Annotated in this window: 25 protein-coding genes; 14 read left to right on the forward strand and 11 right to left on the reverse strand. The window is 42.3% G+C overall.

Annotated features, from left to right (window positions below; all coding sequences use genetic code 11):
• Positions 1 to 28 precede the first annotated feature (28 nt).
• The 7 genes from V7K84_RS09540 to V7K84_RS09570 form a co-directional block, all read right to left on the reverse strand.
• A complete protein-coding gene (locus V7K84_RS09540; protein ID WP_334837583.1) occupies positions 29 to 769 on the reverse strand; it encodes a hypothetical protein in 741 nt (246 codons plus the stop codon).
• A 306-nt stretch (positions 770 to 1,075) separates the two neighbouring features.
• Entirely contained in the window at positions 1,076 to 1,321 is a 246-nt protein-coding gene (locus tag V7K84_RS09545) for a hypothetical protein (RefSeq protein ID WP_334837585.1), read from the reverse strand.
• Between the two features lie 17 nt (positions 1,322 to 1,338).
• On the reverse strand, positions 1,339 to 1,527 hold the full coding sequence (locus V7K84_RS09550; protein ID WP_334837587.1) for a hypothetical protein: 189 nt from the start codon (positions 1,525 to 1,527) through the stop codon (positions 1,339 to 1,341).
• A 24-nt stretch (positions 1,528 to 1,551) separates the two neighbouring features.
• Complete coding sequence (locus V7K84_RS09555) at positions 1,552 to 1,782, reverse strand: hypothetical protein (protein ID WP_334837589.1); 231 nt, start codon at positions 1,780 to 1,782, stop codon at positions 1,552 to 1,554.
• 75 nt (positions 1,783 to 1,857) lie between these two features.
• Positions 1,858 to 2,103, reverse strand: a complete 246-nt coding sequence (locus tag V7K84_RS09560) for a hypothetical protein (RefSeq protein ID WP_334837591.1) — start codon at positions 2,101 to 2,103, stop codon at positions 1,858 to 1,860.
• Positions 2,104 to 2,128: 25 nt separating this feature from the next.
• Positions 2,129 to 2,506, reverse strand: a complete 378-nt coding sequence (locus V7K84_RS09565; protein WP_334837592.1) for a hypothetical protein — start codon at positions 2,504 to 2,506, stop codon at positions 2,129 to 2,131.
• A 77-nt stretch (positions 2,507 to 2,583) separates the two neighbouring features.
• Complete coding sequence (locus V7K84_RS09570; protein WP_334837594.1) at positions 2,584 to 2,985, reverse strand: hypothetical protein; 402 nt, start codon at positions 2,983 to 2,985, stop codon at positions 2,584 to 2,586.
• A 294-nt stretch (positions 2,986 to 3,279) separates the two neighbouring features.
• On the opposite strand from V7K84_RS09570, the gene V7K84_RS09575 reads away from it, so the two are divergent.
• The 10 genes from V7K84_RS09575 (at position 3,280) to V7K84_RS09620 (ending at position 12,105) form a co-directional block, all read left to right on the forward strand.
• The gene (locus V7K84_RS09575; RefSeq protein ID WP_334837596.1) at positions 3,280 to 3,468 is read left to right on the forward strand and encodes a hypothetical protein; all 189 of its coding nucleotides are present in this window, start codon (positions 3,280 to 3,282) and stop codon (positions 3,466 to 3,468) included.
• Positions 3,469 to 3,560: 92 nt separating this feature from the next.
• A complete protein-coding gene (locus V7K84_RS09580) occupies positions 3,561 to 3,716 on the forward strand; it encodes a hypothetical protein (protein WP_334837598.1) in 156 nt (51 codons plus the stop codon).
• Complete coding sequence (locus V7K84_RS09585; protein WP_334837600.1) at positions 3,716 to 4,033, forward strand: hypothetical protein; 318 nt, start codon at positions 3,716 to 3,718, stop codon at positions 4,031 to 4,033. The genes V7K84_RS09580 and V7K84_RS09585 overlap by 1 nt, the downstream gene beginning before the upstream one ends.
• A gap of 96 nt (positions 4,034 to 4,129) precedes the next feature.
• Positions 4,130 to 4,321 (forward strand): hypothetical protein, encoded by a 192-nt coding sequence (locus tag V7K84_RS09590; RefSeq protein ID WP_334837602.1) that lies wholly within the window; start codon positions 4,130 to 4,132, stop codon positions 4,319 to 4,321.
• Between the two features lie 86 nt (positions 4,322 to 4,407).
• The gene (locus V7K84_RS09595) at positions 4,408 to 4,611 is read left to right on the forward strand and encodes a hypothetical protein (protein ID WP_334837604.1); all 204 of its coding nucleotides are present in this window, start codon (positions 4,408 to 4,410) and stop codon (positions 4,609 to 4,611) included.
• Between the two features lie 16 nt (positions 4,612 to 4,627).
• Positions 4,628 to 5,038, forward strand: coding sequence for a hypothetical protein (locus tag V7K84_RS09600; RefSeq protein WP_334837606.1), 411 nt, complete (start codon positions 4,628 to 4,630; stop codon positions 5,036 to 5,038).
• A gap of 332 nt (positions 5,039 to 5,370) precedes the next feature.
• Positions 5,371 to 6,756, forward strand: a complete 1,386-nt coding sequence (locus V7K84_RS09605) for an IS110 family transposase (protein WP_334837607.1) — start codon at positions 5,371 to 5,373, stop codon at positions 6,754 to 6,756.
• A 116-nt stretch (positions 6,757 to 6,872) separates the two neighbouring features.
• Positions 6,873 to 7,343, forward strand: a complete 471-nt coding sequence (locus V7K84_RS09610) for an NADAR family protein (protein ID WP_334837608.1) — start codon at positions 6,873 to 6,875, stop codon at positions 7,341 to 7,343.
• A gap of 624 nt (positions 7,344 to 7,967) precedes the next feature.
• Positions 7,968 to 10,709, forward strand: coding sequence for a GAF domain-containing sensor histidine kinase (locus V7K84_RS09615; protein ID WP_334837609.1), 2,742 nt, complete (start codon positions 7,968 to 7,970; stop codon positions 10,707 to 10,709).
• Positions 10,710 to 11,334: 625 nt separating this feature from the next.
• On the forward strand, positions 11,335 to 12,105 hold the full coding sequence (locus tag V7K84_RS09620; RefSeq protein ID WP_334837610.1) for a hypothetical protein: 771 nt from the start codon (positions 11,335 to 11,337) through the stop codon (positions 12,103 to 12,105).
• A 138-nt stretch (positions 12,106 to 12,243) separates the two neighbouring features.
• Here the strand turns inward: V7K84_RS09620 and V7K84_RS09625 are convergent, their stop codons facing one another.
• Positions 12,244 to 13,104 carry a phosphate/phosphite/phosphonate ABC transporter substrate-binding protein gene (locus tag V7K84_RS09625; protein ID WP_334837611.1) on the reverse strand — a complete coding sequence of 287 codons (861 nt, stop codon included), beginning with the start codon at positions 13,102 to 13,104 and terminating at the stop codon, positions 12,244 to 12,246.
• Positions 13,105 to 13,285: 181 nt separating this feature from the next.
• On the opposite strand from V7K84_RS09625, the gene V7K84_RS09630 reads away from it, so the two are divergent.
• Positions 13,286 to 14,200 carry a c-type heme family protein gene (locus V7K84_RS09630; RefSeq protein ID WP_334837613.1) on the forward strand — a complete coding sequence of 305 codons (915 nt, stop codon included), beginning with the start codon at positions 13,286 to 13,288 and terminating at the stop codon, positions 14,198 to 14,200.
• Between the two features lie 41 nt (positions 14,201 to 14,241).
• On the opposite strand, the gene V7K84_RS09635 is transcribed toward V7K84_RS09630, so the two are convergent.
• Complete coding sequence (locus tag V7K84_RS09635) at positions 14,242 to 15,630, reverse strand: serine/threonine-protein kinase (RefSeq protein WP_334837615.1); 1,389 nt, start codon at positions 15,628 to 15,630, stop codon at positions 14,242 to 14,244.
• A gap of 393 nt (positions 15,631 to 16,023) precedes the next feature.
• On the opposite strand from V7K84_RS09635, the gene V7K84_RS09640 reads away from it, so the two are divergent.
• Positions 16,024 to 16,278 (forward strand): hypothetical protein, encoded by a 255-nt coding sequence (locus V7K84_RS09640; RefSeq protein WP_094348386.1) that lies wholly within the window; start codon positions 16,024 to 16,026, stop codon positions 16,276 to 16,278.
• Positions 16,279 to 16,281: 3 nt separating this feature from the next.
• Complete coding sequence (gene mltA, locus V7K84_RS09645) at positions 16,282 to 17,541, forward strand: murein transglycosylase A (RefSeq protein ID WP_334837633.1); 1,260 nt, start codon at positions 16,282 to 16,284, stop codon at positions 17,539 to 17,541.
• Between the two features lie 71 nt (positions 17,542 to 17,612).
• Here the strand turns inward: mltA and V7K84_RS09650 are convergent, their stop codons facing one another.
• On the reverse strand, positions 17,613 to 18,482 hold the full coding sequence (locus tag V7K84_RS09650; RefSeq protein ID WP_334837617.1) for a DUF5895 domain-containing protein: 870 nt from the start codon (positions 18,480 to 18,482) through the stop codon (positions 17,613 to 17,615).
• 255 nt (positions 18,483 to 18,737) lie between these two features.
• Entirely contained in the window at positions 18,738 to 19,430 is a 693-nt protein-coding gene (locus tag V7K84_RS09655; protein WP_334837619.1) for a haloacid dehalogenase type II, read from the reverse strand.
• Between the two features lie 415 nt (positions 19,431 to 19,845).
• Between V7K84_RS09655 and V7K84_RS09660 the strand changes: the two genes are divergently transcribed.
• Positions 19,846 to 21,603: a ScyA-related TPP-binding enzyme gene (locus tag V7K84_RS09660; RefSeq protein ID WP_334837620.1), complete on the forward strand. Its 1,758-nt coding sequence runs from the start codon at positions 19,846 to 19,848 to the stop codon at positions 21,601 to 21,603.
• Positions 21,604 to 21,615 lie beyond the last annotated feature (12 nt).

Genomic DNA, 21,615 nt, shown 5'->3' on the forward strand with positions numbered 1-21,615 from the left:
AGGGCAGTTTTTTTTGTGCAGTTATTCCCTAGTAATCCCTTGGGAGGTTGCTGGGGAACCAAGATTTTAAAAGTTCAATAAATCCAAATGAATCAAGTGCGTTATCTGTCCAATAACACTCACGTAAACAGCTAATTAACCATGCCTGAGAATCGGGTATTTTTTGATGTCCACCACGTTTAACAAAGTGAGCAAGAGCTAATCGGACATCTGAAATATCAAATTCAAAGAGATATCTAGTTGTTCGTTTGTTTGGGTCAAAGTATATTTGGTACTCAGCACAAACTGTAAGTAACTCGTGTTGCCTTTCTAACTCTTCAAATTCGGCGGTTGTAAGAGTAATACTATTGCTGCTGCTGTTAACCCCCGGTTCGGCATAAGTATCGTTTGAGTGGGGTGAATCGTAACTAGAGTTATGGTTGTGTAACTTTTTTTCTCGCCGCTTTTTGGGTGGATTTAACCATGACAAAGGTCTTACAAGTAACTTGGTTATCTTCCAAGAATATTGTTTAATTACTTGTAGAACGCGGCATGATACCAGTATTTCAAATATCTTTTTGAGGTAATTATGAGCATAAGGTTTACCTCTGCTCTTCGCTACCCAAGCATTAAATTCTGATAAATCTGGCTCGATTTCACTGGCAATTTGACCTTGCATCATTAGCCACTGCCAGAGAGTTTTTGCGGCGGGTGGAATATGGTGTTGATAGCAGAATGCTTCGTGTGCTTCCGTCCACGGAAGTGAAGTTGTAGGTGAATTTTCTGGCATAATACTATTAGTGATTTATCCGAGGGCCGCCCTTGAACGCTAATTCTCTTGGCGGCTTTTTGGTTTTTTTTACATCTCGATAGGGAATTACGAAAAGTCGTTAATAAACTTCCGCATCGCTGATTCTGTTTCGAGGTATCCTAAAATCAGCCTTTGCGTTCCAATTGCAATCCTTGAGTGGCTTCTAAGCTCGTGTTTTTGTAAATCGCTACACAAAGATTGCCACGCTAACGTTATCAGCCCTCGGTCGAGATACTCATTGGCGCGCTGCTTGGCCCAGTTAAGGTGTTCGGTTCTGTTCATTGGTCATGAGTTAGAAGCGCGATGTTTGAGCTTGATGTTGGTCGCTTTCTCTTTTACCCGATCTACTAATTCAGGATTTTGTTGAAACAAGTTTGGTAAATCACTCAGCACGTATGCTGTTAGCACGATCGCTTGGTCGGGTTCTAGTTCTGGGTCAACGGTGCGGACATAGTTGATAAATTGCTCTAGCTCGTAGATGGCAAGACTTCTAGCCCGAACTACTTTTGATGAGATTTTTGATTTAGTCATTGGTCATTTGTCATAAGTCATATTTCAATGGGTGACGGTGGCAACAGGTAATACTCCAAATAGCGATAAGTCGCTGTTTGACCGTCAACTTCCAATAAAATGTAGAGGAAGCTATTGCACATAATCAGCTGAGGAAACCGAAGAACTGCGGTTAACTCTCTTTCCTCTGCTATTTGTCCTGCTTGAGTCGTAAGAATAACTTTCATTGGTCGTTAGTCATTGGTCATTAGTCAACTGCGTAGCTTGCCGCCGTAGGCATCGCTCAAAAAAAACCCAATTATTGGTTCTGGCTCATAGTCTTTCGGTGAGGTGCCGTCAAGGTAGGACAGTCCATCTTCCTCGTCGTAGTCCAAGGTTGGCTCTGGGGTTCGCCAAGGACGGTAAGGGCAAGTTTTGCACCTCGGCTCATCGTTTTTTGGTGTCTCACAGACATCGCCGCGACGGTTTTTACATTTAGTCATAAGTCATAAGTCATAAGTCATAAATCATTTGTCGTTTGCTGCGATCGCTAAATCTCTCGGTGGCTTTTTTGTGGATCAAAGACTGTCTGTGATTGCGTCGATACGGTTTTGGAAATCGGTAATTGCATCGTCCACCGTTGGTAAAACTCCTACTTCGGAGTCGTAACCTACACGAAAACTGATTCTGCCTCTGTAATGAGCGGTGTATCTGTACCCCACAATTCGCGATCGCCAATCCCCCCTAGCTAATCTTGATTCTGTAGATTCCATTTCTGGCAAGATACGCGCTTCAAATCCTTTGTAAACATAGTTCATAGTCATTGGTTAACTGCGATCGCAAACCTAGCTATCGCCGATCGCGCTCTAGGTCATGAATTACTTTCTCTAAATACCAGTTATCTGACTGTCCTGGGTTTTTTCGCCGCTGCTGGAGCAAAAGTCGTTTAGCGGCTGGCACATCACCTTTGAGCAAGGTTAGTAAATCAGCTTGCAGGTATCTGTTTCTGGGGTCGTTGCGGTATGAGTTGGATTTGTTACCCTGTGGTTGGCTAAATTTAGATACAAGGATTTGCCACTGGCGGCGAACCTGCTGGAACGCTGCTATTAAGGCGACTATGCAGTAATAGATAATGCAAAGGTTGAGCAGAAGGCTGATTAGAATGTACACAGGAATTGAAAGTAGATGTTCAATTCCACGATGCGGGAAATAACCTGATCGAGACATCGGGAAATCCCGCATTTGTAAACTTCACTCCCCCTTCACAAAACAAAACCGCCCATACCACAGCAGGCAGGACGGTTTTATTTGACTTCTATTACGTCATCTCCACTCTCTTCGTGAGTTACCAAGTAATAAATATCGCTTTTTATCTGGTTTGTCTCTTCCTTAAATTGATTTTCAGATTCTTCACTTTCCCCCAGTCGCGCCTTTAACCGAGCTTGGTGAGCATGAACATATTCTAGGTGCCGTTTCTCTAGGGACTCCAGGCGCTCTATGATTTTCCCAGCAGTTGTGTCCCTGACTGGGACGAGCCTCCAATCTGGATTTCCCCTGTCGCTATCTTCTCTATTAGCGCCGATCTCGATAGCCCCATTGCTTTGGCTTTTTTTTGCAGCTCCTCCCATGCACTCTGACTTAGCTTCAGTCCCACTGTCGTTACGTCTTCCGCCGATTTTTTCGTTCTTCCCATTTACATAGTCCATGCATTTCCCTCCATTTTACATGAGCAGAATAATTAAGCATGAGCAAAATGCTTGACAATAATTCTGCTCATGCTTAATATACATTAAGTATTCTGCATTAGCAAAATACTTTTTTAAGCTCCCCCCTCACCTTTGCCACTGAGCCTATGAGGGCCCATTCAGGAGCAAGCACCCACGCCACTGCTTTTATGCCCCGGCGCGGAAACACCCTGCAATCACCTCTGAAGCGATCGCGGTAACGAGTTTACCGAGCGGTGATATTTTCATGTCTGCACACTTAACCCTTGAAACCAGATGACAACCACAGTTTTAGAACTGCTTGAAAACCTGAAGCACTACCCCGGTGCGACAAAGCTAAACATCAAAGCTGCTGTCGACGACACAGAATTTGCGATCGTTGATTTTGTCGCGGGAATTGACGGCTTGACTATCGTTATCGGCTCAAAAGTAGAGTCAGAGCCAGACGAGGAGGAGGAAATCTAATTGTTGAAAAGGCGATCGCCTACCGTCCCTATCGATCGGAAAGCGATCGCCAAATGCCTAGTATTTAACTTTGAAAATTCTAACCAAAAGACATGACCGTTAAAGAACTAATTGAACAACTGCAAAAACTGCCAGAAGACGCTGGAGTAATTACAGAGGACGAATCGTCCGATTCGGCTGATGTCAAGTCCGTTGAACTTGTGCGCGGACTCGTAGTCTTATTGATTGACGGAAGGTCTCTTTTGTAATGTCCAAACCAATCGGATATTTTACCAGCTACACCATAAACGACGGCTCCTTGCTGGAATCGCTCCAGGAGCAGTACGGGACAACATTTGAACTGATCACCCAACGCGAAAAGTTCTTTTTGATTTCGGCTCTGGCGGCGCAATTGTGCGACCAAGCTCCCGGTAGATGCCGCGATGAAATCTACGTAGTGGGGGATCAAGCTAATAGCTCCTTGCCCGTGGGCGACAGAGAAGGATTAATCGAAGCGCTGATTAATCAAGTCCGCTGGGGGCGCAGCCTTTCAGATACAGCAAAGGAGGTATTGCCTATGGAATAAACTCCACTCACTGAATACCTCTGAATATATAAGGTTGCACCAGTGCAACTGGTAACATTTGCGCTGGTCTTTTTTACACAATTTGGATTTTAGATTATGAATTACCCCGACGAATTGAGGCAGTGGGCAATTTTTGAGCGGCTATCCACTAGCGAAAATGTTTGTAGATGTCGATTTCGCAAGCGCTCCGACGCAGATGCTTATGTGAGCCTTCTGCGTCGCGGTGGCGGGAAGTTTGAGGTGATTTTCGATCCTCAATTCCTTTCCCAGGGAGTTACCCAAGGATAGCTCAAATCAATTGCGATCGCGCTTTTGAGAAGTGCGATCGCAGCTAAAAAAAATCAATTCAAACAAGTAAAAAATATCACAGGACTATGAAAATTGAAACTATCACTTACAAGCGGGTGAAAAACCTGGGGAACTTCCAGAGCGAAACGATGGAAGTCACCGCAGTTTTAGACCAATATGACGAGCCAGAAGAAGTTAGTCAGCGACTTCGGGAACTGGTGAAGAATCAACTTTTTCCACCAACGCCTGCGCCGATTCCCACTGAATCTGCTGAAACTGATAATTTTTAACTGACAGGTATCAAAGATGAAAATCAAAGCAATCCACGCACACTTTCTAATATCAATTGGCAGTTACAGCAACGAGCGAATTGGCTTTTCAGTTGAATTAGATGAAGGAGAATCCATTGAGTCAGCTGTAGAAGAGTTGCGAGAAAGAGCTAAAAAAATTGTCGGTAAAAAAGCTGAAGACCTTTACGACGAGAGGGGTAAAATTTGGCGCGAATGTGCCGAATTAGAAAAGAAACTCAATACATTACGCAAAGAATGGGACGCAACAGCCGAATTCTTAAAAGCTCAAGGTCTAAATCCTGCTGCTCCTTCAATGCCTCAGTTCAGAAATTTGCTCACTGCTGTCACTGTTGAGTCTGAAGTTGTCACAGAAACAGAAGATGAGGAAGAAGACAATTACGACGAAGATGACGAGGATTATATGTAACCGCCTGATGAATCGCAATTGCGATCGCGCTAACTACAGCGCGGGCTACCTAACACAGTAGCCGAAACGGTGGAATCAACCACCGTCGCGGGTTGTGTCCAAAGCAATCAGGAACTTAGCAAGAGAAAATGCAGCGTTCAGAGTGAACTGCACTACTGAATTGTGGTGTTCTCAATTTCATGCGCGGCAATTCTCCTGCTAACTTCCCGAATGCGTTTACTCCTGAATCGCGCCCCTCAAGCGTGGGGCGTTAGGGTGATTCGTGCGCTATTAAATTCGGGTTAATCAAAGGATGCCAGTCCTTGAAAACCACCATTTTATTTCGCAGAACCATGATAACAGAATTAATAATTCTGGGAATTGATGTTAGTAAATCGAGTATAACCACTCACATTTTAACACAATACCCCAAGGGCGGATTGCAAGCATATTGGAATAAAACAAGAAATAAAGCATCTACTTTATATCCGGTTTTTTACTCCAATCCTGATGCTAAGAAGAAGCAAAAATCGGCTTTTGATTTTGCTGATTACCTAGCCCAAATCAAGCCCGATTACGCAATCCTAGAACCAACCGGAAACCACTATTCAAGACTGTGGGCATCCATCCTCAATAAGTTAGAAATTAAAATTCTCTGGGTCGGTCACGTCGAACTCAGGCGTTATCGCGGAGGTAAAAACCTCCCGAATAAAAGTGACCCAGCTGACGCTTTAGCAATGGCTGCCTACGGTCACGATCCAGATCACCGACTAGAAAATGGCGAGCTGAATCTGAGGTATTTCCTCATGCACCGCCCCGAACCTATCGACGAGCTGCGCGACCTGTGTCAGCAACTCGAACACCTCAACCGCGTACAGTCACCGATCGTAAATTACGCCAGACAACTTCTCGCTTGGCAATTCCCAGAAGTGGCGCACAGTAAGAGCGCATCTGGCAAGACTGGATTTTTACCGCCCTTGTGGGGATGGTTGGCTAAAAGGCTCGAAATTTCGCCCGCCGGGAAAACCCGAATCGAAAATCTCTATAAAATATCCATTGCCCAAGACTATGGAATTGAGCTTGACCCAATTCTCGAACTACACGCTGGCTGGATGTGCGATATCTCACTTTTTGAGCAGCACTTAGAAGCAAGAATCACTCAAATGCTCTCTCTGGCGGAATTTAAGCCTTACATGAGCGTATTTGATAAGTTCGGTTTTGGACTGCGAGTGCGATCGCGTTTACTCACTAGGATTTACCCATTTGAGTCGTTCCTGGGTGTTGATGGGAGGCCCGTAATCGAGTATGAAGTTCGGGAGGTGAAAAAAACGGAACGCGATCGCAAAAATGGAGAAACCACCGTGAGACGATTAGCCGGCGATACCAAACGAATTAAACGCAACCGCAGCCGCGACACTTTCAAAATGCGTTTGGGTATGGGCACAGTTCTGGAACAGTCGGGGGATGGTTTAGTCGAGAAACCCAGTGGTTCTTCACTCTGTCGAATTAGCCTGTGGCAGTACGTCCTGACCGGTGTTGAAACTGGAAGACTACCAAGCAATGACCTAACTAAGGAGTTGATTGACTGTCGCGACTCACTTAAAAGCAACGTCACCGAACAAGGCGAAAAGCTGCTAGGTGGTAAACACATTCAGGGAAAGCTCATGAGCAGGGTAGTTAACCTGCTGTTCCAAGAATTGTGTAAAATAAGCACTCAACCTGATGTTATCAGTCAGTGAATTAGCATTTAAAACCGAGGGGGATGAGTAGGGATGCTCGTCCCCCCAACTTTTGAGAATTCCTGCAAAACTTTCAGTTACCCTGAAATTGATATATATAAAAGAGCAATTTTCAAATGACCATTTACTTTTATAAGGTTTGGCAGCCTTATGGCTGTTTTTCTAACTTTTCTCTCCACGGAATCCACATCGAGGGTGCTTACTGGCCAACGGTTGAGCATTATTATCAAGCACAAAAGTTTGTCGGCAGCACAGATGCGGCAATTATACCTCTCATCCATGCTGCCACCACCCCAGAAGAAGCTGCTACTTTGGGAAGATGTAGCACTCGCCAACTCCGACGAGACTGGGATTTGGTCAAAACTGAAATTATGCGAGAAGCTGTACTCAAAAAGTTTCTCACTCATGCCGATATCAGAGAAGTTCTTCTGAAGACAGGTGATGAGATTTTGGTTGAAAACTCGCCAACCGATTCTTTTTGGGGCTGTGGTGCTAATAAAAGCGGTCACAACCATCTCGGTAAAACTCTCATGAGTGTGCGTGAAGAAATTCGTAATTTACTATCTTTAACGGTAATTTACGAATAATTTAATCAAAATAGTTACATTCAACATAAAGTCAGCAATTAAACGGGGAATAGTCAAATTCCCCAGCCAAAAATATTTTAAAAAATTACTAATAATTTAGTTATTGCTTTGAAAAAATTTTAATTAATTGAATTAATGGGCAAAAATGTTAAAAAAAAAATTTAATTTCAAGAAATTATTCCAGTTCTAAATTAAGTAAAATTACTGGAATAGTTTAATGATTGAGAATATAAAATTAGTAAATGTCAATGATGAAAAATTTCTTAACTTTAGACTTGAAATGATAGTTGAAAAGTATTGAATGATACAGCGGTTTTATATCTCCCTAAATCCACTTTACAAGGGCTAGAGGGAACAAGCAAAATATCTGTTACTTTTCAAACATCCTCTAATCCATTTCCAAAAATATTTGTAATAGATGTATGCCCCTAGCAACTCATTAGTAGCAAGAATTTATTGAAATGGGATGAAAATCAAAGCATTAGACATCTCCGAAAAAGAATCTCAAACCCTTATTTTGTCAAGGTGAAAACCTAATTTCTGGAGATGTCTATTGTAAGTTGAAAATTCTTCTCAGGGACAAATATATAAAAAATTATACTTCAGTCATGGTGTATACAAGCAATGACACGTAGGGATAAACCAAACGAGTTGCAGCAAACCTTCGATCGAGAAAGTTTACTGCACCGCATGACAAAACAGATCAGGCGATCGCTCGACCTTCAAGAGATATTAACGACGACTGTTCGCGAAGTGCGTTTATTTTTGGGTGCAGATCGGGTGAAAATGTATCGCTTTGATGCTGATGGTAGTGGTGAAGTCATTGCAGAATCTATTCATGAGCAACGTCTACCATCCTTATTAGGTCAACGCTTCCCAGTTGATGATATTCCAGAAGCCGTCAGAGAAATGTTCTTGTTAGTGGGGCAACGTTCGATTGTTGATGTGGCAAATGGGAAGATCGGGCTATCGCCTCTCCAGTCAAAAGAAACTGGCAAACGTCTAGAAACTAATATCTACTATCGGCAGGTAGACCAGTGTCATATTCAATACCTAAAAGCAATGGGCGTGCAGTCTTCGTTGGTAGTACCCATTTTAGATTGCGATCCACAAGAACAGTTGGCAAAGCCTAAATTGTGGGGACTGTTGGTAGCTCACCACAGTGAACCGCAAAAAATTTTGAAGCGAGAACTAAAGGTATTGCAGCAAGTTGCTGACCAAGTAGCGATCGCGATCGCTCAAAGTAATATACTCACTGAAGCCCGCGCCAAGCAAAAACGAGAAGCTACTATTAATCGAGTCACCACACTATTGCATAAACTGCCGACAATCCAATTACAAGGAGCGCTAGAAGAAGTTATTACTGCTTTCTATGGAGTCGGTGGCAGGCTTTACATTGCAGAAACTCAAGAATTGTACACCTGGGGCGACCAACCGGCACTCTCCTACGAGTTAGATAACAGTATTATCGAACAGCATCCCATCTGGCAAAACTGGATGGCTGAGTTTCAACAAGGTAATATTTGGGCAACTACTGACCTCTATAAAGAACCACGTTTGCGAGTTTTGGCTTTAGCATTCCGTTCTACTCAAATTCGCGGACTCATGGTGATTCCCCTACATTACCGCGAAAAATTTATCGGTGTATTAAGTATTTTTCGCTCTGAATTTGAAACGGAAATCTTGTGGGCGGGACGATGCGAACAAAATCGGCGACAACTTTTACCCCAGCTTTCCTTTGAGGTTTGGCGAGAGCAGAAAAAAGGGCAAGCACCTGAGTGGAAATTGGAAGACATCTTTTTGGCACAAGCCTTATACGATCATTTCTCAATGGCAATTCAGCAGCAGCAAATGTATAAACAGGTACAATCCCTGAATTCCAACCTAGAACGGCGAGTGCAAGAGCAAACCTCTGAACTCGAAAAATCATTACTATTTACCAAAGTCATCAAGCAAGTCACAGAGCATATTCGCCGCACATTGGACTTGCAAGCAACTCTGCAATCCATAGTTCGGGAAGTCCGTCCCCTGCTAAATTCAGACCGAGTGCTGATTTTCTACCTGAAGACTAAATCAGTGATTGTGGAAGAGATTAATGGCAATTGGCAGTCAGTTTTGGGAGTGAATGCACCACCAGAATGCTTTCCTGATGAGTATACCCGTCTATACTGTCAGGGTAGGGTACGGGCAATTAACAACGTTTCAACGGCTTCTTTAAGTGATTGTCATCGAGAGTTCTTGCAGAGTCTGCAAATTCAAGCAAACTTAATAGTTCCAATTAATATGGGTATGGAACTATGGGGCTTACTAATTGCCCATGAGTGTGATGCTCCTAGAAATTGGCAGGATACAGAAATTAATTTATTGCAGCAACTGGCAGATCAGGCTGCGATCGCTATTCAACAAGCACAACTCTACCAACAAACCTCTGAGGCCGAAACTGAAGCCAGAAATCAAGCTGCACAATTAGAGCAGACCCTACATGAACTTCAAGAAACACAGACAAGATTGATTCAGACCGAAAAAATGTCTGGCTTAGGACAGTTGGTGGCGGGTGTCGCTCATGAAATCAACAACCCCGTTAACTTTATTTACGGTAATCTGTGCCACGCCAGTGATTACACTGAACAACTGCTAGAAATTTTACGTCTCTACCAGCTACACTATCCCCATCCCCATAGTGAAATTAAAGCCGCGATCGAAGCGATCGATTTTGAATTTTTGGTCGAAGACCTGCCAAAAATCATGACCTCAATGCAAGTAGGAACCGATCGCATCCGCTCAATAGTGCTATCGTTACGCAATTTTTCTCGCTTGGATGAGTCTGAAAACAAGCGCGTTGACCTGCATGAAGGCATTGACAGCACCTTATTAATTTTGCAACATCGGCTGAAAGGAAATGCTGATTTTCCACGCATTGAGATCATTAAAGATTATGGCAACATCCCACGGGTAGAATGCTATGCCGGTCAAATGAATCAGGTATTCATGAATATTTTCAGCAATGCCATAGATGCTCTGGAAGTAGGGCGTGGAAAGTGGCGGGATCGGGGTGACAAGGAGAATAATTCATACCCAATTCCAACTATCCAGATTTCCACTAAAGTCTCAGCAGACAACTCTCGTCTGTTAATTCGGATTACTGACAATGGGCCCGGAATGAATGAAGACGTGAAAAAGCGAATTTTTGACCCGTTTTACACTACCAAGCCTGTGGGCAAAGGTACAGGATTGGGATTAGCAATCAGCTATCAGATTATTGTCGAAAAACATGGGGGAATAATGGAGTGCATTTCAGAACCTGGCAAAGGTACAGAGTTCTGGATTGAGATTCCTGTCAAGCCTCCAGCGAAAATAGTTAACTAGCAATAATGAGCGGGGGATGAGGACGCAGGCAAAGAATCACTATTGGTTATTTACTAATGCTCAATTGTTAGTTTCAAAACTTAAAAATTGACTGAGCAATTTTTAAATTCATCCAAAAGATAGATGATAATGTTCTTAACATATATACGTAAAAAATATCTATCAACGATCCAACGCGTGCAATATGAATTTGATTAAAAATCATTTAAAAGTAAAGTTTAGTTGCAAAATTAATCCCTTCCATCTGCAAGTGATAATCTAATAATTGAAGCTAAGAAAGAAGCTTACTTGGCAGATATAACAGCTGCATTTTAAATGTTAGTAAGAGGTATAAGACGCTGTTTAACTTACATCTGTCTCGTCAAAATACAGCAACACCCAAGGCGAAAGCTGCTGTTTCCTCAAATGTGGAAAATTAGGGGGCACTGTAACTGATTTTCATTACTTGTTTACAAAAGCAATGGAAGTTAGTGCATCCCTGGCTATAATCAACAAAAAGAGGAGATAGTTCAGCGAATAGAGGCTTGGGTGTTGTTGTGTTTAAAGAGAAGTCTGAAAATAGGGACTCCTCTGGGTGTAAGATTATACGAAGTTAAATAGCAAGAAACAGTTAAAATAGCGCCTTATGTCAATAATTGCGCTCAGAGCGTGGTATCTACAGGATTATGAGCCGATTCCAGAACTGGAAAAACGTCCGCCAGACATTCGTTTAAGCAAAAAAAGTCTGCTGAAATCAGCATTGCGAGCAGACTTTTTGGAAGAGAGTGACGAAGTTAAGAAATCAACTTGGTTTGGGCGCTATTTAGAAGGGGAAAATATTGAATTTTATATTGAAGGTAGTGGCGGCTATTGCGTCTCTAACATTGACTTAATTAGTCATGAAATTTATTTCACCAAGCAGGCGGTGTTAGCTCAGTTAGAACCAACGATTTTTTTATCCTATCAAACTGAGTATGCCGCAGCGACGAATATTCTCAAAGAAGAACTGCGAAAAAGTTTAGACAATTTAAACTTGCGATCGCGTCTTCCCCTAACATTAATAGAATCCTCTCGTCCTAGCGGTGCTACTTTCCGAATTAACCGCACGATCATGCGCAAAATCCGTAAGAGTTTGTTATTTATCGCTGACACCACGCCCATTGCTAGTATTGATGGTAAAGAAACACCCCAATTAATTCCCAGTCCGAATGTCTGTATTGAGATTGGCTATGCCATCCAAAGTAAACGATCTGAACAGATTCTCTTAGCGCAAATGCAACGCCCAGATTTTGAAGGTGAATTTCCCTTCGACTTACCGACACAGCAAATTTTACAATTTCAAGACACTACAGAACTGGACAAAATCCTCACAGAGACGATTAAAAACCAGCTAGCACGATTCAAATTGTTTTTTTGACCTTATATTTCCAGTCAGACTTACTGGCTTTTTTTCTTCTTAGTTTATACTTTACAAAATCTAGCAATAACAATGCTCTCTTTAACAGGAGGGCTTTTTTAGAGAAAGTAAAGACTGAAAGTATTGTTATTGCTTTAATTAGAATAAACGAACAGGCTTCTTTTGCAGCTGGGAACTAATTGAACTTACCCGATCGACCACAGAAATCATGTATTTGTAATCTGGTACTTGTCCATTGGGTACATACCCCACTTCTTGAGCTAAATCTGAAGACGATTCACTCATCACTTTGCGGATAAACTCTTGACGGTTACGTTCTACATTCGGCCCAATCAAGACCACACCTAATGGTACATAATGAGGGTCTTTAAATAGTATGCGGAATTCAGTTGGCGCTAACTGTGAACTGTAGAGACTTAATTCCGCCTCCGATACGGCACAGGCGATCGCTTTTCCTTGAGCGACCAATTCCAGTGCTGCTTTGGGTGTGGGTGCAAACAGTATTTCAGCTAGTGTTGTACCATAAAGATTGTAAAGAGGAAAATAATATCCTGTTGCTGAACCTAACTGTCCTAAAGCTACTGTTTTGCCTTGCAATTGTTTCAAGTCAGCGATCGGATTATCTTTACGAACAACGAAGATTGAACGTAAATTGCTAATACCTATTAAAGGAAATAGGGGAACATATTGGTGACGTGCGATCGCAATAGCCGCTAAACCCGGTGGAGCAAATACCAATGACCAAGCACGAGCATTAAGGCGTTCAACCGCTCTATTTTCATTAAAAACTGGCTCTAGCTGAATATATGAGTTTGTTTTTTCACCTAAGTAACTATTAAATTTAGCATATTGATTAATTATCTGTTCGCCTCCACCATAGTTAATCACACCAATAGTTAACGTGCCCTCAACCCCATCTCCATCTTGTGGTTTGCAGGCAGCAAATGTAAAACCTAGTAGATAAAACAGAAATAAACGACGGGGAAATCGCACAAACATCACTAATTATGGTTAAGGAAATAATTTGGCTTTCAGGACTAATTTAGATAAATTTTACTGCTACCTAAATGGGTTATATTACAGTAAATAATTAATATTTATTTAGATATTGTTGAGATGCTTTCTAACAGGTATAAATAAATATTAGATAAACTCACAGTCCACCTTCCTTGCTTAGGTTATGTTAAACAACATTGCGTTAAAAAACTTAAAAATAGGTGCTAAATTTAACTTACTTTTAATATTAGTTTTCATTATCAGTATTTTGGGAAGTGGCGTTGCCTTATCCAGTGTACTTCAAAGGAGAGCGCAAAATGAAGTAAGTTCCCAAGCGGAGATTCTCATTCAAATGGTGAATGCAGTTAGAGATTATACACAAAATCGTATTGCTCCCTTATTAGAACCTAGATTAGATACTAACCCAACATTCATGCCTGAAGTAGTACCAACTTTTTCCTCTAAAGAGGTTTTTGAAAATTTTCGTAAAAAGCCTGAATTTAAAAACTTTTTTCATAAGGATGCAACACTTAATCCAACCAATTTAGCGGATAAAGCTGATAATTTTGAAACTCAACTTGTCGAGCGTTTTCGGAACGAACCTAATACTCTAGAAATTGCAGGCTTTCGTAAATTGTCAGAAGGCGAAGTATTTTACATTGCACAACCACTAAAGATTACACAAGCAAAATGTTTGCGATGCCATTCTACACCAGATCGGGCTCCTAAAAGTCAGTTGCTAAATTATGGCTCAGAAAATGGTTTTGGCTGGCAACTCAATCAGATTGTTTCTGCCCAAATCATCTCTGTTCCTTCTCAAGATATTTTTGCCAATGCCAAACGGACTTGGATATTGATAATGGGATTTTTAATTGCGATCTTTGCGATCGTAGTTTTCTTAATTAACTTCTTAATTACAAAATATGTGATTCAACGCATCAGAAGAATAGAGAAAATAGCTCAAAAAGTTAGTATTGGTGATATGAGTGCTGATTTTGAAGAAAGTTCTCATGATGAAATTGGCGGGTTAGCAGAAGCATTTAATCGGATGAAAGCTAGCTTAAAAATAGCTTTAGAAATGCTGAATAATCAAGGCTAATAATTCAAAATTAACAAGGACAAAAAGCAATTTAAAAAAATTCAAGATAGTAGGCGTTGCTCAAATTGCAAAGCTTTTTGAGGTTCGGGGATTTGTGATGCTAAAATTTTCACAAATTCTGCACGAGAAATTTGTCCAGAAGATTTTCTAGCTTTTTGAACTAGAAACTTAGCTATTGGGCCAATTAAATTAGCCAACTCACGTTCGCATTCTTCCAGAAATTTGTCACTGATGACTTGAGATTCTTGGTTTAGTAAATTATTTGAGTTAATACCAGATTGATCGGATTTAACAGTAAGCTCTTGTAGTAAAGTAGGTTTTTCTAGTAAAAAGATTGTTTTCTTCTTAAAATCAATTTGTTGATTTTCTCGAAGATGAAGAGCTAATTGACTAATTAATTCTTCAAAATTGGATGCTGAGGCCGCAACTTGTCGTAGTAATCTTGAGGCGATGGGGCCGACAAATTCTAAAAGAATTGTTTCTAAGCGGTTGTAACTTTCCCCAGACAGAATAGAAGCAGGCGGATATCCAATTGAGTTTTGTTGAGGAAACGAAGCTTGAGGCGGTTGTGTCAAATCTGGTACTTGAAGCGATCGCGCTTCTCCTCTAGGATCGAGATCCTTAAGCACCTCTAAAACTTCAGCGGCAGACTGATAGCGCTGTTTAAAGTGATGTAGCACCATTTTAGATAGCACAGATGCCAACTCAGAACTGACGTTAGCTTGATGCTGCCAAGAAATTTCTCCTGTATCTGGATCTTCCTCAAAGTTTATCGGATGTAACCCTGTCAGCGATTGTATACCAATAATGCCTAAAGAATAAATATCACTATTGGGGCGGGGCTTACCTTGTCCCTGCTCTGTAGACATATATCCGGGAGTACCAATAATAATAGTAGCCCCCGTGTGCCCTGCAATTGTGAGCAGTTGAGTTTGGACTTGTTTAACAGCGCCAAAGTCAATCAGCACTAACTTACCATCTTGTTGCCGCCTAATTATATTGTCCGGTTTGATATCTCGATGAATAACGTTGTGGCTGTGAATAAATTGTAGAATACCCAGAACCTGTTGGAGTAGTTGAATGACTCGATCTTCTGTCCAACGTTGATTGGGGAATAGTTCCGCTTTCAGGGTATGCCCTTCAATGAACTCTTGCACCAAGAAGAACTCTTGGTTTTCTTCAAAATAGGCTAAAAGCCGAGGGATCTGGTCATGGTAGCCCAGTTGTTCTAGTGTTTCTGCCTCACTAGTAAATAGCCGTCTGGCAGTTTTGAGAAATTCAGGGCTACGAGTGACGGGCTTAAGGTATTTGACAACGCATTTTGGGAAACCTGGCCGATGGGTATCTTGGGCTATGTAAGTTTGACCAAATCCACCTCCACCTAATATCTGGAGGACTTGGTAACGTCCGTCTAATAATTGTCCTAACATTGTGTCACAAGCCTTAATTCCTCAAATTAATCTTGACACAACTACCAGCTTTGGTAAGGTTTGTTGAGACAGAAAGTAGGTAGTGCCCAAATTTCAAGCAAGGTTTTTTGAGGATTGTATTACAAGTTTATAACTAACTCTTTTTAAGGAACTGCTTAAAGGATTAGGCGTCTAGAGTGAAGAGTCATTGGGCATGGGGTATTGAGGAGGGGGAGGCACAGGTGCAAAGGAGCAGTACTTCTCTACGAGAGGCTGCGCTCTGTTACCGAAGGGCAGAGGAGAAAAACTTACTGCAAATTCTCCCTTGCTTCCAACCTCCCGTATGCTTACCCTTTTCATTCGGGGGTTACGTGGTTAACAATAGGTTGAATGTTTTTTAAATGATTCAACTTTATGGCTAGAACTGCAAATGAATATGCCGTATACATCCTACTGGAAAGCGGCCACCGAGAAGAAGTACGTTTTCCTACTATTCAAGAGTTTCAGAAATGGTATAGCGGCGAACTTGTGCCAAAATCTGCTTCTAATGACTTTATTAGCGTGCCGATCAAAAATATTCAAGGGGAATATATGGTAGTACGCCCTTCTCGGATTGTGGCAATCCGGGTAGAACCGATTTTTAGTTCCAGTGTTGAAAGATTCAACTAAATGATGAGAAAAACCCTTGCTTTGCTTTCCTTTAGTCTAGGAATTGCCCTCGTAAACCCTCTCTGGTCGGCTGTTGCTCAGGTTCCTAACTTACTGCCGTTGCCACTACCGACTGCTCCCGATCTTCCACCTATACCAATACCGATCGCTCCTACGATCGCGCCGCCGCTAAAACCAATCACCATCGGAAGCGATTGTACAGTCCGGCCGACTTGCTTGGGTTGGGATGAGCAACTTTGGAGTCAAAGAGGTAAAACAGGCGATCGCAAAGCGCTGTTGGCTTCGATTGATAACAGTCTGCTTTACCTAACAAAGGGTGACGCGATCGCAGCATATCAAAATTATCCAGTTCGGGAAATTACCCTCGATCGCGTCCGCCGGAGTTTGCTGCGTTTCCGCCAATTGGTTGTCAGTTCTAAGTCAGCAGCGCAATTACAAGCCGCTGTTAGTCGTGAGTTTGTCTTCTACCAGTCCGTGGGCAATGATGGCAAGGGTACTGTTAAATTCACTGCTTACTACGAACCTGTTTACACTGCTAGCCGTGTCAAGACTGCAATCTATAAGTATCCTCTTTATCGGCTACCACCTGATTTCAGCCAATGGCCTAAACCCCACCCAAAACGAATTGATTTGGAAGGGAAGGATGGTTTAAAAGGGAATAAAAGCAAGTTACGCGGTTTAGAACTGCTTTGGTTTCGCGATCGCCTAGACGCATACATGGTACATATCCAAGGTTCTGCCCAAATTAAATTAACTAATGGCAAGACAACATCAATTGGCTATGCCGGTGGAACTGATTACCCGTGGACTAGTATCGGCAAAGAACTAGCCAAAGATGGCAAACTTCCACTAAATGGATTGACAATGCCACGTCTAATTAGTTATTTCCGACAAAAGCCCCAGGAGTTGAACAATTATCTGCCCCGCTGGGAACGATTTATTTTCTTCCAAGAAACAAGCGGTAGAGGTGCTACTGGTAGTATTCATGTGCCAGTAACAGCAGAACGTTCCATTGCTACAGATAAGTCTCTCATGCCACCGGGAGCGTTAGCCCTGATTTACAACTCATTTCCTTATCCTGCCAATGGTGGCAAACTAGAGAGGCGTACTGTCAGCCGCTTTGTGCTTGACCAGGATACAGGAAGCGCCATCAAAGGGCCGGGCCGGGTGGATTATTTTATGGGGTCTGGTAAACTAGCGGGCGATCGCGCTGGTGTCACAGGCGGTAATGGTTCATTATATTATTTGCTGCTCAAAGAATAAAGTTAGAAGTTAGGAGTTAGGAGTTATTAATTCAAAACTCATCACTCCTCACTCCTAACTCCTCACTCGCCTTAATACGGCGGATAAGCAAAATCATCCTCATCAGCATAAACATAAGAGTTGGAAACTCCTGCCATTGCCAATTTAGGGGTTTCTGATTTTACAGGTTCCTTGCCAAAATCTTTGTATTCTTCAAAAGTCTTACAAATCATTGCAGACTCAAGAGCATCGGAAGCAATTAAATATTGCGTTAAAGTCCCTACGGTGGGATGTTTATAGTCCACAGTTGAAGCTACCAAAACTGTATTTGGTTCAATTCCTCTTTCTTCACACTCAATGATGGGACAAAAAATCCCGTGAGCGTGAAACAAAGGCCCTTTTGATGTCAAAGGCTGCTTGCGGTAGATAGCGTAAGCTTTTTCTAGTTCAGCAACGAATCCACTTACTACTCTGCCTTGTTGATATTCGCAGTAGGTTTTGCTGAAACTCGCTCCGGCTGCACCATTGAGAGTTAGTTGTAGTGGTGATTCATGTAAAAACTTTTTATTCTCACCCACTATAAAAATTAGATAGCGAGTAAAGGTTTTAAATTTAAGTTTGTCGGCTAAAAAAGCATCATAATTATCTTTGAGCGTACCCAGTTTTAGACCACTTTCTCGGTCTTTAACAGACAATGGTCCCCGACGCACTATGACCAAGCGTGGAGTAGCGCTAATAAAGACTGTTTCTACTCCAGAGCTAAATTCATGCTCAACTTGCTGCCAATTATCATCTGGCACAAAGCCGACAGCATTGGCATTATCCAGTTTAATCGCCAAACCGTGAGATTGTATACCATCTGTGCCATACCGAGGATTAATCATCTGACACCAGGGAAGGACTTGAGAAGGCGGTGCATTGAATTTCTCGTCTTCAAAGTCAAAATTAGCAGATGCTTTCATCGTTTTAGGCTATCAAAGTGTTTTATTGAACAAGGTTATCGGCAGGGCGCTAAGGAAAGGAAAGCCAGTTATATGCTGTGGTTTCCAAAGTTTAAGAAAATTAAACTGACGTAGTATTTTTTCTAGAGTAAGACAGAATCAATCTATGTTGCAATCCCTGTTTAGTTTTTTAACAACAAATTCTTTCTTTGGCATCTCTCTATCTAAATACGATCTACTTTTTGTTCCTCTCGTGGTTAAATTCAAATCAGCAAATTACTGTGAACTTAAAGCAGCGAGAGTCTTCAAATCAGGCACCTCTAAATCAGGTTGAGTGACCGCTGGCAAGTTCGCACTAACCCCTTGCTCTACTCGACGATTTACCCAGACTGTTGATAATTCCAAGGATTTGGCTGTCACAATATCATGATATACACTAGCGGCAACGTGTAATATCTGCTCTAGCGGCAAACCAATTCTCTCAATAGCCAGTCTGAAGTTGTTGAAGGAGGGTTTGTAGCTTTTTGCCTGTTCTGCTGTGATTATCTCGTCAAATTCCACCTCCAAGTGCTTTGCCGAGAAAGCAAAGAGATCGTCATCTACATTTGAGATAATTACCAGCTTAAACTTTTGCTTTAAAGTTCTAAGTGCCTCAACTGTATCGGGGAAAGGCAGCCAATACTGAATCGAATTGGCAAGTGAATTTAGTTCGTCAGCAGTTGGCTCAAAGCCAAATCGTCCACCAAATTTCTGGACTACTCTTTTCAAAACTTCTCGATATTTGATGTATTCTCCAATTTCGAGTTCTGCTTCAAATTCAGCAAAAATATCGAGAATTTGCTCGTCATCCAAATTAGTGTTGTGTGTCAGCAGAAGTGGCTTTAGCACCCCTAAGATGCCATTTTCCCAATCAATTAGGGTTCCGTAACAATCGAAAGTTAAAGCCTTATACTGATTTAAGTCAATCACCTTTTTATACTCCAGAGCTTGATTAATAGTGTTCAGTTTTCACAAACTAAAAAGACGGATGAAGTCGTCCGCGTTGGCGCAGCCCGCACTTCTCTAGGAGACGCTGCACGTAGCTTGCTTCCCCGGAGGGTACGACAAAGTGACCACCGCAGGCATCCCCACATCTACTGTTCTTGAAGTCTCTGAACATTTTTCTATATCAGGGCAATGCGGAACTTATAGGTTGCTCAAAGATTGGCGAAGTGAACTGCCAAGGTAGTTTTACTGTTATACCTGCGTTAGAAAGCAGTACTCACCGAAGTTGTATTAGCATTATCCAAACAAATTCATATTACATTGATATTACAAAATTACTAACTTTAGGTGTGGGATAATAGTTATTCCAGAAAGGAAATTATTCCTAAGTATAGTTTGTATGGATGTGAAATTTCAGGATACACAAGCGAATACCACTAAACAATTAAACTCAAGTAAACAGCCATCTAATAGCAAGCCATCCGAAACTTTTTCGGTAGCGGAAGCAGTGGTAAAAATCCTGGAAGATATGGGAGTACAGTATGCCTTTGGTGTATCGGGAGGTGCGATCGCGCCAGTATGGGCTGCGTTACATAAAAGTTCTATTCAGGTGTTACACTTTCGCCACGAAGCAGGAGCTGCTTTTGCAGCCATTGAGGCGTATTTTGCTAGCGATCGCCCAGTTGTAGTATTCACTACAACTGGTCCAGGGATTACCAACGCTTTGACAGGGCTATTAGCTGCCCGTTGGGAGGGCGCTAAGGTAATTCTTCTGTCAGCTTCAACCTCAGCACCACAGCGGGAACGTTGGGCTTTTCAGGAAACCAGCGCATACACTATGCCCAGCACAAGTATTTTTAATTCGGGGCAAATATTCCATTACGCGACTAATCTCGAATCTAGCGATGAACTCACAGAGATATCTCGAAGGCTTGCCCTCGGGCTGGCACAACCAGGAGGATTCGTCGCGTATTTGAGTATCCCTACAAATATCCAGACAAGTTCACTAACAACTTCGTTGCCACGAGTAATTCCGTCTCATGCTGTGGCAACAGCAAGTGAAGAAACAATTGCAGAATGTGTCCGGTTACTGTCTGAAGGGCCCTTTGCCATCTGGGTTGGCTTCGGTGCGCGTGATGCTGCCGATGAGATTCGCCAACTTGCAGAGAGAACAGGCGCAGCAGTAATGTGTTCGCCGCGTGGTAAAGGGATTTTTCCCGAAGATCATCCACAATTTGTCGGAGTCACGGGCTTTGCTGGACACAAATCTGTTTTGACATATATGCAGGAGTACTATCCTTTGCACACTTTGGTTCTGGGAACGCGACTTGGTGAATTTACCTCGTTCTGGAACCCTACCATGATCCCCCAGCGAGGATTTTTGCATATTGACATCGATTCAGATGTGCCGGGAGCAGCGTATCCAAATGCCAAGATGTTTGCTATCCAGTCTGAGGTAAAAGTGTTCATGAAGGAGATGCTGAAGCACTTTTCTGTAGGTGATAGTCGCTCAACGGTTCTAACGCTGCCGCGAACTGAATTGGATTTAATCAAACCATCTACAGGCGGTTTAGTGCGGCCCAAAGTGCTTATGGATGCGATTCAACAGGTGATTGTTGAAGGAAGCGATGCAGTAGTAATGGCTGAATCGGGTAACTCCTTTGCCTGGGGAATTCACCATCTGCGATTTACTAAACCAGGCCGCTTTCGGGTCAGCACTGGCTTCGGGTCTATGGGGCATTTCGTTACAGGCGTTGTAGGTACGGCACTAGCAAGAAATGGCAAGGCTGTCGCAATTGTTGGGGATGGTGCCATGCTTATGAATAACGAGATAAGTACAGCAGTGCAGTACCAGATCCCTGCTGTCTGGATTGTACTCAACGACTCATGCTATAACATGTGCGATCAGGGAACAACAATGCAAGGGTTCAAGGGTGTAAATGTAGAGATTCCGCAAACGGATTTCGTTAAGATTGCCTGCGGGATGGGAGCCGATGGCATTCGTGTCGAAAGGGAGTCTGACATTCAGGCTGCGCTAGAGAAAGCCCTTGTTTCAACTAATCCGTTCGTTGTTGATGTAATAATCGACCCAAGTTGGAAGGCACCGATTTCAAATCGTATTAATAACTTAATTTCTCAAAGCACTACAAATTATTGAAATAACCTTAAA

The sequence above is a fragment of the Nostoc sp. genome (assembly GCF_036917315.1).
GTDB lineage: Bacteria > Cyanobacteriota > Cyanobacteriia > Cyanobacteriales > Nostocaceae > Nostoc.